This is a genomic window from Limibacillus sp., assembly GCA_037379885.1.
GTDB lineage: Bacteria > Pseudomonadota > Alphaproteobacteria > Kiloniellales > CECT-8803 > JARRJC01.
Genome location: JARRJC010000003.1, coordinates 75,711 through 91,127 on the forward strand (window position 1 = coordinate 75,711; position 15,417 = coordinate 91,127).

Genomic DNA, 15,417 nt, shown 5'->3' on the forward strand with positions numbered 1-15,417 from the left:
GCAGTTCTTGAAACGGCCGGTTCGCCAGGGCGGCCGGATCAGGCGCTGCTGCCGACGTCGTCGCGACGGTCGGCATAGATGCTGAGCGGCTTGGCGCGCCCCTCAACCACCTCGCGATTGATCACCATTTCCTCGACGCCTTCGAGAGACGGCAGCTCGTACATGGAATCGAGCAGAATGCCCTCCATGATGGAGCGCAGACCCCGCGCGCCGGTCTTGCGCGCGATGGCGCGCTGAGCGATCCCCTCGAGCGCATCGTGGCTGAACTCCAGCTTCACGTTCTCCATCTCAAAGAGGCGCTGGTACTGCTTGACCAGGGCGTTCTTGGGCTGGGTCAAAATCTCGATCAACGCGGCCTCGTCCAGATCTTCCAGGGTCGCGACCACCGGCAGGCGTCCAACGAACTCCGGGATCAGGCCGAACTTCAAGAGATCCTCCGGCTCCACGCCCTTCAGGATTTCACCCGTCGAGCGGTGGTCGGGCCCCTTGACCTCGGCGCCGAAGCCGATGGAGGAGCCCTTGTCGCGCCCAGCGATGATTTTCTCCAGTCCCGCGAAGGCGCCGCCACAGATAAAGAGGATGTTGGTGGTGTCGACCTGCAGGAACTCCTGTTGCGGATGCTTGCGCCCGCCCTGCGGCGGCACGGAGGCGACAGTGCCCTCCATGATCTTCAACAGCGCCTGCTGAACGCCCTCGCCCGACACGTCACGGGTGATCGAGGGGTTGTCGGACTTGCGGCTGATCTTATCGACCTCGTCGATGTAGACGATGCCGCGCTGCGCCTTCTCGACATTGTAGTCCGCGGCCTGCAGCAGCTTCAGGATGATGTTCTCGACGTCCTCGCCGACATAGCCCGCCTCGGTCAGCGTGGTGGCGTCGGCCATGGTGAAGGGCACATCGAGGATGCGCGCCAGCGTCTGAGCCAGCAGCGTCTTGCCGCAACCTGTGGGCCCGACCAGCAGGATGTTCGACTTGGCCAGTTCCACGTCGTTGTGCTTCTGGCCATGCGCCAGGCGCTTGTAGTGGTTGTGGACCGCGACCGAGAGAACCCGTTTCGCCTGCCCCTGACCGATCACGTAGTCGTCCAGAACCCCGCAAATGTCGCCGGGCGAAGGCACGCCATCGCCGGTTTTCGGAAGAGCGGACTTGCTCTCCTCGCGGATGATGTCCATGCAGAGTTCGACGCATTCATCGCAAATAAAGACCGTCGGGCCCGCAATGAGTTTACGAACTTCATGCTGACTCTTTCCGCAGAAAGAACAGTAAAGAGTATTCTTGGAATCGCTTCCGGTGCTTTTAGTCATGGCCTCGTCACTTAGCGTTCCAGCACAATTGTCATGTTAGACAAGTCATTCGAAACCGCACAACGAAAAATCGGGCGATACCCCTGAAAGACAAGGGCAGCGCTCGTTTCTTCCGATCCGCCGATGGGAGTTTCCGGCAGTTGAAGGGCGGTTCCTCGCGGACCCTGCGTCACGCGTCCTTCTTCTCGCCCTTGCCGCCGGTCTCTTCACCTGGCGCCTTGGGACGATTCGTCACCACTTCGTCGATCAAGCCGAAGGCCACCGCTTCGTCCGGCGCCAGGAAGCGGTCGCGCTCCATGGCTTCCTCGATCTTCTCGATGGGCTGGCCGGTGTGATCGACGTAAATCTGGTTGAGCCGGGCGCGGATCGAAAGGATCTCGCGGGCGTGAATCTCGATGTCCGTGGCCTGCCCCTGGAACCCGCCGGAGGGCTGGTGAACCATGACCCGCGCGTTCGGCAGCGCATAACGCTTGCCCTTGGCACCGGCGCAGAGCAGCAGGGATCCCGCCGAGGCCGCCTGTCCGACGCAGACGGTGGACACCGGCGGGCGGATGTACTGCATGGTGTCGTAGATCGCCAGACCCGCCGTCACGGCGCCGCCCGGTGAGTTGATGTAGAAGGAGATGTCCCGGTCCGGGTTCTCGGACTCGAGGAAAAGCAGCTGGGCGCAGATCAGGCTCGCCACCGCATCGTTGATCGGACCGGTCAGAAAGATGATCCGCTCTTTCAGGAGGCGCGAGTAGATGTCGTAGGAACGCTCCCCGCGGTTGGTCTGCTCGACCACCATGGGAACCAGGTAGTTCATCTGAAGCTCGTCGCCTTGGTCCGTCATGCTCTCTCTTCCTGTCGCCTGATGTGTCGTCGCCCCGCTTGGCCCGCCTCTTCTCATTTAAGCCCTTGGATCAGGCTTCGCCAGACTTCTTGGCGGAAGTTTTTTTGGCGGCCGGTTTCTTCGCCGCGGCTTTCTTCTCAGCTGGCTTCTTGGCTGGCGCCTTATCGGCCGCCTCCTTCTTGGAGGCCGCCTTCTTGGCCGGGGCCTTCTTGGCGCCGCCCTTCTTGGCGGGTTTCTCGCCGGCCTTCATCTCCGCGTCCAGTTCGTTGCGCAGATCTTCGGGCGAAATCTTGCGGTCCGTCACCTGGGCCAGTTCGGTGATGAAATCAATCACCTTGTCCTCAAAGACGGGCGCGCGGAGGTTGTTCATGGCCTCGGGCGTCTTCTGGAAGAACTCGAAGACCTCGCGCTCCTGACCGGGGTGGCGCTGCACCTCTTGCAGAAGGGCGCGGTTCAACTCGTCCTGAGTTACCTCGATCGCGTTGATGCGGCCAACCTCGGAGAGGACCAGGCCAAGACGCACACGGCGCTCGGCGATATCCCGGTACTCCTGCTGCAGGGTCTCGTCATCCTTGTCCGCGTCTTCCGGATCGAGCTCACCCTTTTCCTTGTCCTGCTGGACCTGACGCCAGATCACCTCGAACTCGCTCTCCAACATGCCTGCCGGCACGGGGAAATCGTGGCCCTCGGCCAGCTTGTCCAGCAGCTGACGCTTCAACTTGGAGCGCGTGACGCCGGCGTAGTCGCCCGCGATCTGCTCGCGCACGCGGTCCTTCAGGGTCGCCAGGGACTCTTCGCCGAACTTCTTCGCCAGCTCATCGTCGATGGGCTGCGGCAAGGTTTCCTGAATGTCCTTCACCTTCACCTCGAAGACGGCGTCCTTACCGGACAGCTCGTCGTTCATGTACTCCTTCGGGAAGGTGACGTTCACGGTCAGCTCGTCGCCCTTGCTGGCGCCGATCAGCTGGTCTTCAAATCCTTCGATGAAGCGGTTGGACCCCAGCTCCAAGGCATGATCCTGACCGGCCATGCCCGGCATCTTCTTGCCGTCGACCGACCCGTCGAAGTCGAGGATCAGGGTGTCGCCCTTCTTGGCCGGGCGGTCCTTTTCCAGAGGCTTGGTGTCGCGGTAGTTCGCGGCCAGGTTCTCGATCGCCTGCATGACCTCGCCGTCGGGCACCTCAACGGTGACGCGCTCGAGCTCCAGCTTGGAGAAGTCCATGGGCGTGAAATCGGGCAGCAGCTCGATCTCCATCTTGTATTCGAGATCCTCGCCCTCTTCGAACTTCGTGACCTCGATCTTCGGCTGCATGGCCGGGCGCAGGCCGCGCTCATCCAGCGCCTGGCGGGAGCTGTCGTTGACCGCCTGCTCCAAAACCTCGCCCATCACGGCCTGGCCGTAGCGCTTCTTCAAGAGGTTGAGCGGCACCTTGCCGGGACGGAAGCCCGGCATCTTGACCGTCTTGCCGACCTCTTCCAAACGGCTCTCGACCTTCTCGTCGATGTCCTTGGCGCTGATTGTTACCGAGAACTCGCGCTTCAAGCCTTCGGTGCTGATCTCTTGTACCTGCATGACAGGGCCCGGCCTTTCTTGGTCCAAATTCAAATCTCAAACACGGTCTTCGCGTCCACGGTCTTCGTGTCCACGGTCGTCACGTCGGCGCCTCAATCACATTCGTCGCGATAATCGGCGGCCGGACGGCAAAGAGTTGTGGTGCGGGCGGAGGGACTTGAACCCCCACGGATTTCTCCACTGGAACCTAAATCCAGCGCGTCTACCAATTCCGCCACGCCCGCAACTCTTTGCGAGGTGCGCGGTGTACAACAAAGACGGCCCCTCTGGCAACTGCGCCAGAGAGGCTTTCTTCTGCGATCTTAACAGGACTGGAGGCAGGCCGGGCTTCGGCCGGCGGAATCAGGCGACCACGGCCTCGCAATAACGCTCCCGGAAGCTCTTCAGATTGAGCGTGCGCGGACCGTCCACGAAGGGGCGCTGGTAGGGCGCCTGGATGGTCACGCGGAAGCGGACGTGCGGGATGCCCATCTCGTCTTTGATCAGCGCGATGACTTCGGCGGTTTCCGTGATCTTCTGGCCGCAGAACCGGAAACGCGAGCCAGGCTGCACGCCATCGTCGGGCGATGGTTTCCGGAAGAATGTCGAAACTCGTTCCTGAGCACCCATAAAGCCACCCTGCCCCCAGAGCTTGGCCCCAAACTGAGAAGCGTACCGGGCGGACCCTTTGGCCTTCTCTTCACGACCGATTTCCGATCGCTGACCCGGCGCTTCAGTCTCGACTATATGCGGGAAAGCAAAGAGTTGCAACTGCCGTCCCCTTTCTCACGCTAAGATAATCATGGCGGCAACTCATCGCGATTGCCGTCCTGAAACGGTAGACTGGGGCGGATTAATGGCAGGTTAAGCGAAAGCTGATGTTTACAGGCCTGCAAGCAATCCCGGAATCGCCTCTATCAGGTCATCCGCGATCAGTCCGGGACCGCAGGCGGCGCCGGCTTCTCCCTGCAACCAGCAACCCGCCGCCGCCGCTTCGAAAGGCGGCATCCCCTGTGCCAGCAGGCCGGCGATCATCCCAGCAAGCACGTCACCGCTGCCCGCCGTGGCAAGGCATGCGGGCGCATTCGCGTTGATAGCGGCCCGGCCGTCCGGCGCGGCGATCACGCTGTCCGCTCCCTTGAGCAGCACAACGGCGCCGCTCCGTGCGGCGGCGGACCGGCAGCGGCTCAGCTTGTCCTCCTCCCCCAGGTCAGGAAAGAGACGGCTGAACTCCCCTTGATGGGGCGTTAGCACCACAGGCCCCGCAATTGCGGAGAAAAGTGCGTCCGGATCCTGCCGAAAGCTGGTGAGGGCATCGGCGTCGAAGACGCAAGCGCGGTCCTCGGCCAGCGCATCCAGGCAGGCGGCGCGGCTCGCCTCCCCCACCCCATTGCCGGGGCCGACCAGACAGGCGTTGCGCCGTCGGTCGCGCAGGAGGTCGCGCCAATCGCCACGCGCATCGTCCCGCGCCAGCATCACAGCGGCGCCCGAGAGCGCGTAGAGCGGATGCAGCGCGGCCGGACCCGCGAGGGTGACGAGCCCCGCGCCGATGCGCAGACCCGCCCGGGCTGCGAGACGGGCCGCGCCACTGCCCGCGCCGCCGCGCACAAGGAGATGGCCGTGACTATACTTATTGTCCGCCAGCCCGCGCACCGGGAAGCCGGAGCGCCAGAGCGCCGGCCCGTTCTCGGCCACTTGAGGCGCTATCGTCTCAAGCGCCTCCGCCGGGATGCCGATCTCGGCGAGCAGCAGCTCACCGCAGAGCAGCCGGCCGGGCAGTAGCAGGTGACCCGGTTTCTTCCGGAAGAAGGTCACGGTCACATCGGCTTCAAGTGCGAGTCCGCCGAGCGCGGCCCCGCTGTCGCCGCTCACGCCGCTCGGCACGTCGACGGCGAGTTTCAAACCCGGCAGCGCGTTCAGCTTGCCGACCAGCGCCGCGACGGCGCCCTCCAAAGGCCGGCTGAGACCCGCTCCGAAGAGAGCATCGATCACCGCCTCTTCCGCTTGGGGCTCGACGTCCTCGATTGACAGCACCTCACCCGTCCAACGCTGGGCGTGCAGGGCGGCGTCTCCCTTGAGCGCCTCGCGCGGACCGAACAGCGCCAGGCGCACGCGCCAGCCCCGCTCCGCCAGATGGCGCGCTGCAACGAAACCGTCCCCGCCGTTGTTGCCGGGGCCGCAGAGCACCAGGACCGCGCCACAGGGCGCCCGCTCGCAAAGGGCGTCCGCCACCGCGCGCCCTGCGTTTTCCATCAGAAGCTCCCCGGGAACGCCCGCCTCGATTGCCAAGCGGTCTGCGCGCCCCATCTGCTCGACGGTCAAAAGTTCCAGCCCGGACTGCATCATTTCGTTTTTCCGGCTCCGCTCAGCGCTCAGCTATCGCTACGAAAGGCCTCTACCGACTGACAGCCGCCACGCCGAAGCAGGGTGATGTCCGAGTCCGCCACGACCAAGGCGTAGCCATCGCGCGCCATGGAGGCGGCGCTGCGCCCCCGCAGCAGGATGCTTCCGATGTGAACGCCGGCGGAGGCCGCCGCGCGTTCAATGCGCGCAATGGCCTCGGCCACCTCGCCATGCCCCGGATCGCCGTGGTGCCCGATCGTGGAGGAGAGATCGGAGGGGCCGATGAAGAGCATATCCACGCCCGGCACACCCGCTATTGCCTCGACGTTCTCCAGACCTTTGGCGCTTTCGATCTGGAGGATCACCAGAAGGTCGTCGTTGGCGGTCTTCTGATAGTCCTCGGCCCGCAGACCATAGTCGGACGCGCGGACCAAACCGGCGGCGTTGCCGCGAATCCCCTGCGGCGGGTATCGGCAAGACCTGAGCGCCTCCTCGGCCTCGGCGACGCTGCTGACGTTGGGGATGATGATGCCCTCGACCCCCAGGTCGAGGGTCTTCTTGATCGAGACCGGCTCGTTGGACGGCACGCGGGCCAGCGGAGCGCAAGAGGTTCCCTTGATCGCCTGAAGCAGGGGAATCGCTTCGAGATAGCTTCCCGCGCCATGTTCCATGTCGATCACGACGCAATCGTAACCGGAGAGCGCCACGATCTCGGCGGCGATGGGATTGAAGAGTCCCAGCCAGCAGCCGAGGGTGCGCTGCCCGTCTTTCAGGCGTTCCTTGATGGTCGGCATGGTCCCTCCCCGTCGTCCCCGAAAACAGAAGCAAGAAGGCAACAGTAGGACGGTGGGGCGCTGCGGTCGAGAGCGCGCTGCGTGCGTGCAATCAGGGCTGAAGCACGGCGCAGAACGCGTTTTCGATGTCGCGCTTCAGGGTGCGGCAGAACGCAAGCGCCGCCTCGCTATCGGGCAATCCGGCCACCATCACCCGGAAGCGCCCTTCGCCAGCGGGCTCAACCTGCAAGGGCCGTTCCGCGAAGCGCGCGCCATAGAGCGCGATGGTCTTGTCCTTGAAGGTCTCGGCTTCCGCGCGCTCGGCGAAGCTGCCCAGCCATAGCAGCCCCACCCCGCTCTCGGTTTTTTCAGGCTCCGAAAGGGTCTCCGGCTTGGCGGCGGGTGCAGTGGCGGGTGCAGTGGCGACTTCGGTGGCTGGCTCCGGGTCGGCCTCGGACGCTGCCGCCGCTGGGGCGGTCCCGGTCGGCGCTTCGGCGGCGTCGGCCTCTTCCTCAATCGCTGGTGGGCGTTCTGCGGTTTCCGCCACCGGCGGCACCTCCGCGTCCTCGGCTACGGGCAGCGGCGTGCCGGGCGCTGCCGCGACCACGCCCTCTTCGCGCAAGCGCTGAGCCTGCCGCCCGGCATCGTTGTGCCCCTGCGCTTCGGCCAGGGCGAACCACGTGAGGGCGCGGCCAGGATTGCGGGCGGTGCCGACTCCCAGGGCGTTCATCTGCCCCATGGCGAACTGTGCGTCCGCCATTCCAGCATCGGCGGCCCGTCGGAACCAGCCAAGGGCGCGAGTCGCATCCGGCACCACGCCCTCTCCCCGGTAGTAGGCGAGGCCGAGGTTGTACTGCGCCAGCAGGTTGTCCTGCCGGGCCGCCAGTTGCCAGTAATGCACCGCCAGGGGTTGGTCCTTCGCCACGCCAGCGCCTTGGGCCAGGAGGCTCGCGTAGTTGGTCTGCGCGCCCGGATGGCCCTGTTCGGCGGCCCGGCGGTACCACTCGGCCGCCTGCTCCAGGAAGGCGGGATCGCGACCGCCCCGCTTCTCGTAGAGCACGGCCAACGCGTATTGGGATCTCAGATCGCCGCTGCGCGCCAGCGGCAGCCACTCAGCCTCCGCCCGGTCGTATTGGGCCTGGTTGAAGGCGCGCAAGCCCGCCTCGTAGGTCTGCGCGCGCAGGTCGCTCGCGACCATGCCGAGGCCGAAGAAGAATACGAAGGCCACCAGCCCGAAGCGTCGCGCCAACAGCTGCCAACGTCCGGTCATAGGGGAAGGCTCCTCCTGATTCTCTCCACAGGTACAGACTGCAACCTTAAGGTTAAGGATAACTTTCGCTATCGTACCCTTATGAGAATTTTCTATTTTCACAATAAGCGAAACTTGCTAGTCTGCGAACGATTACTAATAAGAGCAGATTCACTGCTCGATAACACCCGTCTGGCCGATCGACCCTTTGCAGCAGATTACGCGAATACCCGGGTCTTACAAGGTTGGAAACAGGCGGGATGAGAAGGCCGGTCGGCGGAGAAGCGCCTATCAAGGCCTCACCATTGGGGGTCTAACAAGCCGTCCGGCGTGCGCCAGCGGTTCGAGGGTGAAAGGAGCCTATGACGTGCCAGCCAGTGAGACTGTCGTGGAAGCCCGTGACGGCGGGTACCGAAGCCGCGAGGAACAGAGCAGCGAGTCGCTCAACCGCTTACTTCTAATTGAGGACAACGAAGACCTGCGCAGCGAACTCGCCGAGTACCTGACGCGCCAGGGATATGAGGTTACGGCCTATCCCGATGGACGTCTGCTGCATGGCGGCGGCCACCGCCTGCCCTTCGATGTCATTCTGATGGACCTGACGATACCCGGGGACGACGGGATCGCGCTGACCCGCGAAGTCCGGGGTCGCTCCAACGTGCCGATCATCATCATCACCGCGCGCGACGATGTTATCGACCGCGTGGTGGGGCTTGAGATCGGAGCGGATGATTACATCAGCAAGCCCTTTGACTTCCGGGAGTTGCAGGCGCGCATCAAGGCCGTCATGCGACGCCACGCGATCGCCAGCACCGTGCCCCAGCGCACCTCCAACAAGCAGTGGAAGTTCCTCGGCTGGAACGTCGACGGACGCAGCCGCAGCGTCATGACGCCCAAAGGCGATTACGTCGATCTGACCACTGCTGAATACATGCTGCTGGAGGCGTTCCTCAATCATCCGGGCCAGCTTCTGAGCCGCGATAACCTGTTGCAGAACGTCTACAACAGGAAGTGGTCGCCGCTCGACCGCAGCATCGACAACCTGGTCGCCCGGCTGCGCAAGAAGCTGGAGGACGAACGCGAGGGCGTGCAGATGATCAAGACGGTCAGAAGCCGCGGATATCTTTTCACCCCCGACATCGAGGAGCTGGGCGGCGGTCAGGATTGACCGCCGCTGCGGCGGCCGGCACATGAAGCGAGCCCGCACCAGCACCTCGAGACAGATGGCCCGCCACGGGGTCTTCGCCAGCCTGGTGTTGATATCTCTGACGGGCCTTGTATCGGTTGCCTATGCGAAAGCCGGGGGGAGCACCGCGCCCGTCGTGCGCGGCTGGGCGATCGTAAACCTCATGCGGTTCTCCTACTGGCCCGATGCGGCCTACGCGGACAAGGAAGCGCCGACCGTCGTCTGCGCGCGCCCCGGCCACGTGGTCTTGCCGGAAGACTATGCAAATGCCGCCACGCCGATAAACGGGCGCGGCGTCATCCTGCGTGAATCGGAAGACTTGGTTCACCTGGAGTCCTGTCAGGTCGCCTTCTTCTCCAGCGAGGACATGGCGGTCTTCCGGCGTCACCATGCCGGGCGGGCCGACCATCCCATCGCCTATGTCGGCGACACCCCCGGCTTCGCCGCGGAGGGCGGCTCGTTCGAACTGATACTCAACGAAGACAACGCCTTCTTCCGCTTCAACCAACCGATGCTGGTCGAGTGCGGAATCCAGCTCGCCCAATCGCTGATGCGCATGGGCAGCCTGCCCGGCCACGGCGACGGGAGGCAGCCGTGAGCCGCTTCGACAGCAGCCGCTTGGCCAGCGCCCCCTCGCTCCACTCGAAGCTGAAGCGGGCCTCCCTGGGGACCGTGGTGCTCGCGCTGCTGCTCGTCACCATCACGCTTACCTACGTCCAGTTCGACGGGAACCGCCGCTCCGCGATCAACGCCGAAGAAGCCATCGCCAAGGTGATCAGCCAGAACCTCGGCGCCACGGTTCTGTTCCGCAATGACACGGCGGCGCTGGAGGTGCTGCACTCGCTCGAAGGCCGCCCGGGCATGACGGCGGCCGGCGTCTTCCTGCCCGATGGCACGCTCTTCGCCGCCTATCCCCAAGGCGTGGACAAGGAATACCTCCGCATGGGGCTGGAGATCGAGGGGCACCAATTGGACGCCGGACGCCTGAGCGTGCGTACGCCGATCATGGTGGATTCCGAACTCGTCGGCCAACTGGTCATGGTCTCCGCCCTGCAAAGCTTCTCGCAGTGGTTCCAAAGCACGGCCGTCATCGTGCTTCCGATCCTGCTGGTCTCCATCGCGCTCGCGGGGATGCTGGCGCGCCGTCAGGTGAACGCGATCCTCTCCCCTCTGGACGTCTTCCGCCAAGCCATGCGCTGCGTCGGTGAGGGCCGCACCTCGGGTCTTTACATGCCGAAGATCGGAGACCGGGAGCTGAAGCCGCTGGTGAACGGTTTCAATGAGATGGTCGAACAACTGAACGCTAGCCGCCGGGCCTTGAGCGAAAGCGAGGAGCGCTACCGCAGCATCGTCGAAAGCCAGACGGAGAGCATCTGCCGCCTCGACCGCCATTTCCAAGTGACCTTCACCAATGGCGCGTTTCTGGAGATGGTGGGGTACGACAGGGACACACTCTACGGAGAACGGCCGGCGAGATTGATCCCGCCGGAGGACTGTAAGTACATCGAGGCGGCTCACGCGAAGCTTTCCCCGCAACAACGCAGCGCCGCCTTCGCCTGCCGCCTGACCACCGCCGATGGGGAGATCCGCTGGATCGAGGCAACCCTCAGTGCCGTCTTCGACGATCTTGAGCGCATCTCGGAATATCTGATCGTGGCGCGTGACGTCAGCAAGCAGCGTGTCGCCGAGCAGATGGCGATCCAGACATCTAAGCTCGCGACCCTGGGGGAGATATCCACCTCCATCGCCCATGAGCTCAAGCAACCCCTGAGCGTCATGGACATGATCGCCCAGAACATGATGGAGACGCTCAAGGAGGAGGACTTCACGGCCGAGGAGATGCGCTCCTACGCCTTTTCCAAGGCGGAGCGGATCGCATCGAGCACGGCCCGCCTCAGGGCCGTGATCGAGCATCTGCGGATGTTCGGCAGGAAGGTCGACGGCGAAACCCAGGTCTTCGACAGCCGGGAGAGCCTGAAGGCCGCCTTGATGCTGATCCAGCATCGCTTCGAGCGCGCGGATATCCGTCTCAGCCTGCGCCAGCCCCAACAGCCTCTGCCGGTGCGGGGGCATACCATCCTCTTCGAGCAGGTCCTGCTCAATCTGCTGAACAACGCCGCGGATGCGTTGGAGGCGCTGCCCGCGGGCTCTGAGCGAAAAGTCACCGTGGAACTCTGCCGCACCGATAATCTTCTCAGCCTGCTGGTCGAAGATACGGCCGGCGGCATGCCTGATGCCCTGCTCCAGCGGGCCTTGGAGCCCTACTTCACCACGAAGCCCGCGGATCGAGGCACGGGCCTGGGACTTTCCATCAGCAGCGAAATCCTGCGCGACATGGAAGGCGGCCTCAGCCTCAAGAATGGCGAGACGGGTCTCCAGGCGACCATCACCGTGCCGCTGGTGCAGGAGGCGTCGCGGGTGAGCGACACGGCTGCCGCACAGTGACCGAGGGCGCGCTGGGCCCGGGGCGCTGGGCCCGGGGCGCTGGGACCGTGCGATGCCGTCTAATCTGAATTGAAGAATGGGGTGGCTGACCGGATTTGAACCGGCGACCTCCTGGACCACAACCAGGCGCTCTAACCAACTGAGCTACAGCCACCATCGGGACAAGGGCGAAGACGGTAGAAGTCGGCCCGTTCCTGCTGAGGTTTCGCGTTGTATGCCCTCGCGCGCGTGGCGTCAAGTTGTCTCGGGGAGCCTCCATTCGGACCTTGGCGGACAGCGGACGTTCGGCCTATCTTCGCCTTCGCGCCGATCCTGGCGCCGCCTTTTCGAGCCACTGCTTTCAAGCCGCAGAGAGAGACCCCGATGCTGAAACCCGCCGCCGCCATGAGCCGCCTGGGAACCGAGACCGCCTTCGAGGTGCTCGCACGTGCGAAGGCGCTGGAAGCCAAGGGCCGGTCGGTGGTCAACCTCGGCATCGGGCAGCCTGACTTCCTGACCCCCGAGCACGTGGTGGAGGCCGCTGTGAAGGCCCTGCGCGACGGTCATCACGGCTACACCCCTGCCAACGGCATCCCAGAGTTGCGAGAGGCCGTCGGACGGTACCTGAACGGCTGCTACGGGGTGGAAGTCGATCCGGCCCGCGTCGTGATCGTGCCGGGCGGCAAGGTCACCATGTTCTTCGCGATCCTGATGTTCGGCGAACCGGGGGCCGAGATCATCTATCCCGACCCGGGCTTCCCCATCTATCAATCCATGATCCGCTTTTCCGGGGCGACGCCCGTTCCGCTGCCGCTGGAGGAGAAGAACGGATTCGCCTTCGCCGCCGAGGCGCTGCTCGGGCGTATCACGGAGCGCACGCGCCTTATCATCATCAACTCGCCGGCCAATCCGACCGGCGGCGTCACGCCCAAGGAAGAGATCGACAAGCTGGTGGCGGGCCTGGAACGCCACCCGGACGTCTGCCTCCTGTCCGACGAGATCTACAGCCGGCTGCTTTATGATGGGCGCGAGCACGTTTCCCTGCTCAGCTATCCCGAGATCGCAGACCGGCTGATCCTCCTGGACGGCTGGAGCAAAACCTACGCCATGACCGGCTGGCGCATGGGCTTCGGCGTTTGGCCCGAGAGCCTCGTCGAGGGGGCCACGCGCCTTGCCGTCAACTCCAATTCCTGCGTCAACGCGGCCACCCAGTACGCGGGCATCGCCGCCCTCGACGGGCCGCAGGACTCCGTCGATGACATGGCCCGGGCCTTCGACGAGCGGCGGCGTTGGCTCGTCGATGCCCTGAACGCCCTGCCCTCGGTCCGCTGCGTGGAGCCCGGCGGCGCCTTCTATGCCTTCCCGAATATCTCCGCCACCGGATTGACGGCCAAGGAGATGGAGGTGGGTCTGCTGGAAGATGCCGGGGTCGCGACCATCGCCGGGACCTCCTTCGGACGCTGCGGTGAAGGCTTTCTCCGCCTCTCCTATGCGAACTCCCTGGAGAACATCCAGGAGGCCGTGGGCCGCATGGGTGACTGGATCGCAGCCCGCTAGGGCGCGCCCCTGCACGACTGTGAGGCATTGACCTGCCGTTTTTTTGTGCAGCCCCTTTGAGGCTCCGCTCATATGGAAGCGCCGCCACCGTCTAAGTCTCTGTTGTGACGGTCTTATGCCAAGTTGGCACGGCTCTTGCTTCTTCCCGCACGAGACATAGTGCGGCCCAAGCCTTTGAGATGTTTTCAGGCGTCAGGGCGTGGTGGCAACGCTGCGTCCCTTTGGGACAGCCCGAGGGATTTGCGAGTTTTTTTGGAAGGATGCGAATAAAGCCATGAAGAAGATCGAGGCGATCATCAAGCCCTTCAAGCTGGACGAGGTGAAGGAAGCCCTTCACGAGGTCGGCATCAAGGGCATCACGGTCATCGAAGCGAAAGGTTTCGGTCGCCAGAAAGGCCATACCGAGCTCTATCGCGGCGCTGAGTACGTCGTGGACTTCCTGCCGAAAGTGAAAGTCGAGGTCGTTTTAGAAGACGAACTCGTCGAGCGCGCCGTCGAGGCGATCCAACAGGCCGCCCAGACCGGCCGCATCGGCGACGGCAAGATCTTCGTCTCCACGATCGACGAAGCCATTCGCATCCGCACCGGCGAGCGGGGCGCAGAAGCCGTCTGATCCGCCGGACCATTCGTTACTTGAGGGCGCCCGCGCCCTCCACCCACCGCTAGAGCCAACCGACCAACCGTCCAATTGAAGAGGAACCATCATGTCGGACCCAAAGACCATTCTGGAAATGATCAAGGACAACGACGTCAAGTACGTCGACTTCCGTTTCACCGACCCCCGCGGCAAGTGGCAGCACGTCGCCCAGCACATCGACACCGTCGATGAAGAGATGCTGGAAGAGGGCATCATGTTCGACGGCTCCTCGATCGCCGGCTGGAAAGCGATCAACGAGTCGGACATGAGCCTGAAGCCCGACCTCGCCACCGCCGTCATGGACCCCTTCGCCGCGCAGCCGCAGCTGATCCTGTTCTGCGACGTGCTGGAGCCCTCGACCGGTCAGCCCTATGACCGCGACCCCCGCACCACCGCGAAGAAGGCGCTGGCCTACCTTCAGTCCAGTGGCATCGGCGACACCGCCGTTTTCGGCCCCGAGGCCGAGTTCTTCGTGTTCGACGACGTGCGTTTCGGCGTCAACATGAACCACTCCTTCTTCCGCTTCGACAGCGAGGAAGGTCCCTACAACTCGGGCACCGAGTTCGAAGAGGGCAACCTCGGCCACCGTCCGGGCGTCAAGGGCGGCTACTTCCCCGTTCCGCCCGTCGATTCCGGAACCGATCTGCGCGCCGAGATGGTCACGGTGATGAAGGAGATGGGTCTCGAAGTTGAGAAGCACCACCACGAGGTGGCGCCCTCCCAGCACGAGCTCGGCATCAAGTTCAACACGCTGATCAAGATGGCCGACGGCATGCAGCTCTATAAGTATGTCGTGCACAACGTCGCCCACACCTACGGCAAGACGGCAACCTTCATGCCGAAGCCGGTCTACGGCGACAACGGCTCGGGCATGCACGTTCACCAGTCGATCTGGAAGGACGGCAAGCCGCTGTTCGCGGGCGACGGTTATGCCGGTCTGTCGGAGATGGCCCTCTTCTACATCGGCGGCATCATCAAGCACGCCCGCGCGATCAACGCCTTCACCAACCCCAGCACCAACAGCTACAAGCGTCTGGTGCCGGGCTTCGAGGCGCCGGTCCTGCTGGCCTACTCCAGCCGCAACCGTTCGGCCTCCTGCCGTATCCCCTTCGGATCCAGCCCCAAGGCCAAGCGCGTTGAGATCCGTTTCCCGGATCCGACCGCCAACCCCTATCTGGCCTACACGGCGATGCTGATGGCGGGTATCGACGGCATCAAGAACAAGATCCACCCGGGCGACGCCATGGACAAGAACCTCTACGATCTGCCGCCCGAGGAGCTGAAGGACGTCCCGACCGTCTGCGGTTCGCTGCGTGAGGCCGTCCAGGCGCTCGCCGAGGACCACGAGTTCCTGCTCGGCGGCGACGTCTTCACCAAGGACCAGATCGAGGGCTACATGGAGCTCAAGTGGGAGGAGATCTACGCCTTCGAGCAGGCTCCCCACCCGATCGAATTCCAGATGTACTACTCTTCCTGACGAGTTTCTGTAGCGTAAGTTCAGACTCTTGAAGGCTGGGCCGTCCCTATTGCGGGGGCGGCCCTTGCTTTTGCGGAAACCAC

Annotated in this window: 13 protein-coding genes and 2 tRNA genes; 6 read left to right on the plus strand and 9 right to left on the minus strand. The window is 64.0% G+C overall.

The features are described 5' to 3' along the window. Positions 1-38: 38 nt before the first annotated feature. From clpX to P8X75_02080, 8 genes are all read right to left on the minus strand, one after another. Positions 39-1,304, minus strand: a complete 1,266-nt coding sequence (gene clpX / locus P8X75_02045) for an ATP-dependent Clp protease ATP-binding subunit ClpX (protein MEJ1993980.1) — start codon at positions 1,302-1,304, stop codon at positions 39-41. A 169-nt stretch (positions 1,305-1,473) separates the two neighbouring features. Next, positions 1,474-2,136 (minus strand): ATP-dependent Clp endopeptidase proteolytic subunit ClpP, encoded by a 663-nt coding sequence (clpP, locus tag P8X75_02050; protein ID MEJ1993981.1) that lies wholly within the window; start codon positions 2,134-2,136, stop codon positions 1,474-1,476. A 70-nt stretch (positions 2,137-2,206) separates the two neighbouring features. Continuing rightward, positions 2,207-3,709, minus strand: a complete 1,503-nt coding sequence (tig, locus tag P8X75_02055) for a trigger factor (GenBank protein ID MEJ1993982.1) — start codon at positions 3,707-3,709, stop codon at positions 2,207-2,209. Between the two features lie 139 nt (positions 3,710-3,848). Then, positions 3,849-3,933: transfer RNA gene (locus tag P8X75_02060), tRNA-Leu, on the minus strand. A gap of 118 nt (positions 3,934-4,051) precedes the next feature. Next, positions 4,052-4,459 carry a hypothetical protein gene (locus tag P8X75_02065; GenBank protein ID MEJ1993983.1) on the minus strand — a complete coding sequence of 136 codons (408 nt, stop codon included), beginning with the start codon at positions 4,457-4,459 and terminating at the stop codon, positions 4,052-4,054. A gap of 111 nt (positions 4,460-4,570) precedes the next feature. Then, positions 4,571-6,034: an NAD(P)H-hydrate dehydratase gene (locus P8X75_02070; GenBank protein ID MEJ1993984.1), complete on the minus strand. Its 1,464-nt coding sequence runs from the start codon at positions 6,032-6,034 to the stop codon at positions 4,571-4,573. Positions 6,035-6,060: 26 nt separating this feature from the next. After that, the gene (locus tag P8X75_02075) at positions 6,061-6,825 is read right to left on the minus strand and encodes an aldolase/citrate lyase family protein (GenBank protein MEJ1993985.1); all 765 of its coding nucleotides are present in this window, start codon (positions 6,823-6,825) and stop codon (positions 6,061-6,063) included. A 91-nt stretch (positions 6,826-6,916) separates the two neighbouring features. Then, the gene (locus P8X75_02080; protein ID MEJ1993986.1) at positions 6,917-8,074 is read right to left on the minus strand and encodes an SPOR domain-containing protein; all 1,158 of its coding nucleotides are present in this window, start codon (positions 8,072-8,074) and stop codon (positions 6,917-6,919) included. A 346-nt stretch (positions 8,075-8,420) separates the two neighbouring features. Here P8X75_02080 and P8X75_02085 point away from each other — a divergent pair, with 346 nt between their 5' ends. Genes P8X75_02085 through P8X75_02095 form a run of 3 tightly spaced genes read left to right on the plus strand, consistent with a single transcriptional unit; the run spans position 8,421 to position 11,684 of the window. Next, a complete protein-coding gene (locus P8X75_02085; GenBank protein ID MEJ1993987.1) occupies positions 8,421-9,221 on the plus strand; it encodes a response regulator transcription factor in 801 nt (266 codons plus the stop codon). Positions 9,222-9,243: 22 nt separating this feature from the next. Continuing rightward, positions 9,244-9,837 carry a YfiR family protein gene (locus P8X75_02090; GenBank protein MEJ1993988.1) on the plus strand — a complete coding sequence of 198 codons (594 nt, stop codon included), beginning with the start codon at positions 9,244-9,246 and terminating at the stop codon, positions 9,835-9,837. Beyond that, complete coding sequence (locus P8X75_02095; protein ID MEJ1993989.1) at positions 9,834-11,684, plus strand: PAS domain S-box protein; 1,851 nt, start codon at positions 9,834-9,836, stop codon at positions 11,682-11,684. The genes P8X75_02090 and P8X75_02095 overlap by 4 nt, the downstream gene beginning before the upstream one ends. A gap of 77 nt (positions 11,685-11,761) precedes the next feature. Here P8X75_02095 and P8X75_02100 read toward each other — a convergent pair. Further along, positions 11,762-11,838, minus strand: a tRNA-His gene (locus tag P8X75_02100). Positions 11,839-12,047: 209 nt separating this feature from the next. Between P8X75_02100 and P8X75_02105 the strand changes: the two genes are divergently transcribed. From P8X75_02105 to glnA, 3 genes are all read left to right on the plus strand, one after another. Further along, entirely contained in the window at positions 12,048-13,220 is a 1,173-nt protein-coding gene (locus tag P8X75_02105; protein ID MEJ1993990.1) for a pyridoxal phosphate-dependent aminotransferase, read from the plus strand. Positions 13,221-13,494: 274 nt separating this feature from the next. After that, on the plus strand, positions 13,495-13,833 hold the full coding sequence (locus P8X75_02110; GenBank protein MEJ1993991.1) for a P-II family nitrogen regulator: 339 nt from the start codon (positions 13,495-13,497) through the stop codon (positions 13,831-13,833). 91 nt (positions 13,834-13,924) lie between these two features. Next, a complete protein-coding gene (gene glnA, locus P8X75_02115; GenBank protein MEJ1993992.1) occupies positions 13,925-15,334 on the plus strand; it encodes a type I glutamate--ammonia ligase in 1,410 nt (469 codons plus the stop codon). The last annotated feature ends 83 nt before the right edge of the window (positions 15,335-15,417 follow it).

Bases quoted from the DNA above. Each gene is read 5' to 3' on its own strand.
- clpX (MEJ1993980.1), bottom strand. From the start codon at position 1,304: ATGACTAAAAGCACCGGAAGCGATTCCAAGAATACTCTTTACTGTTCT.
- clpP (MEJ1993981.1), bottom strand. From the start codon at position 2,136: ATGACGGACCAAGGCGACGAGCTTCAGATGAACTACCTGGTTCCCATG.
- tig (MEJ1993982.1), bottom strand. From the start codon at position 3,709: ATGCAGGTACAAGAGATCAGCACCGAAGGCTTGAAGCGCGAGTTCTCG.
- P8X75_02070 (MEJ1993984.1), bottom strand. From the start codon at position 6,034: ATGATGCAGTCCGGGCTGGAACTTTTGACCGTCGAGCAGATGGGGCGC.
- P8X75_02075 (MEJ1993985.1), bottom strand. From the start codon at position 6,825: ATGCCGACCATCAAGGAACGCCTGAAAGACGGGCAGCGCACCCTCGGC.
- P8X75_02080 (MEJ1993986.1), bottom strand. From the start codon at position 8,074: ATGACCGGACGTTGGCAGCTGTTGGCGCGACGCTTCGGGCTGGTGGCC.
- P8X75_02090 (MEJ1993988.1), top strand. From the start codon at position 9,244: ATGAAGCGAGCCCGCACCAGCACCTCGAGACAGATGGCCCGCCACGGG.
- P8X75_02105 (MEJ1993990.1), top strand. From the start codon at position 12,048: ATGCTGAAACCCGCCGCCGCCATGAGCCGCCTGGGAACCGAGACCGCC.
- P8X75_02110 (MEJ1993991.1), top strand. From the start codon at position 13,495: ATGAAGAAGATCGAGGCGATCATCAAGCCCTTCAAGCTGGACGAGGTG.
- glnA (MEJ1993992.1), top strand. From the start codon at position 13,925: ATGTCGGACCCAAAGACCATTCTGGAAATGATCAAGGACAACGACGTC.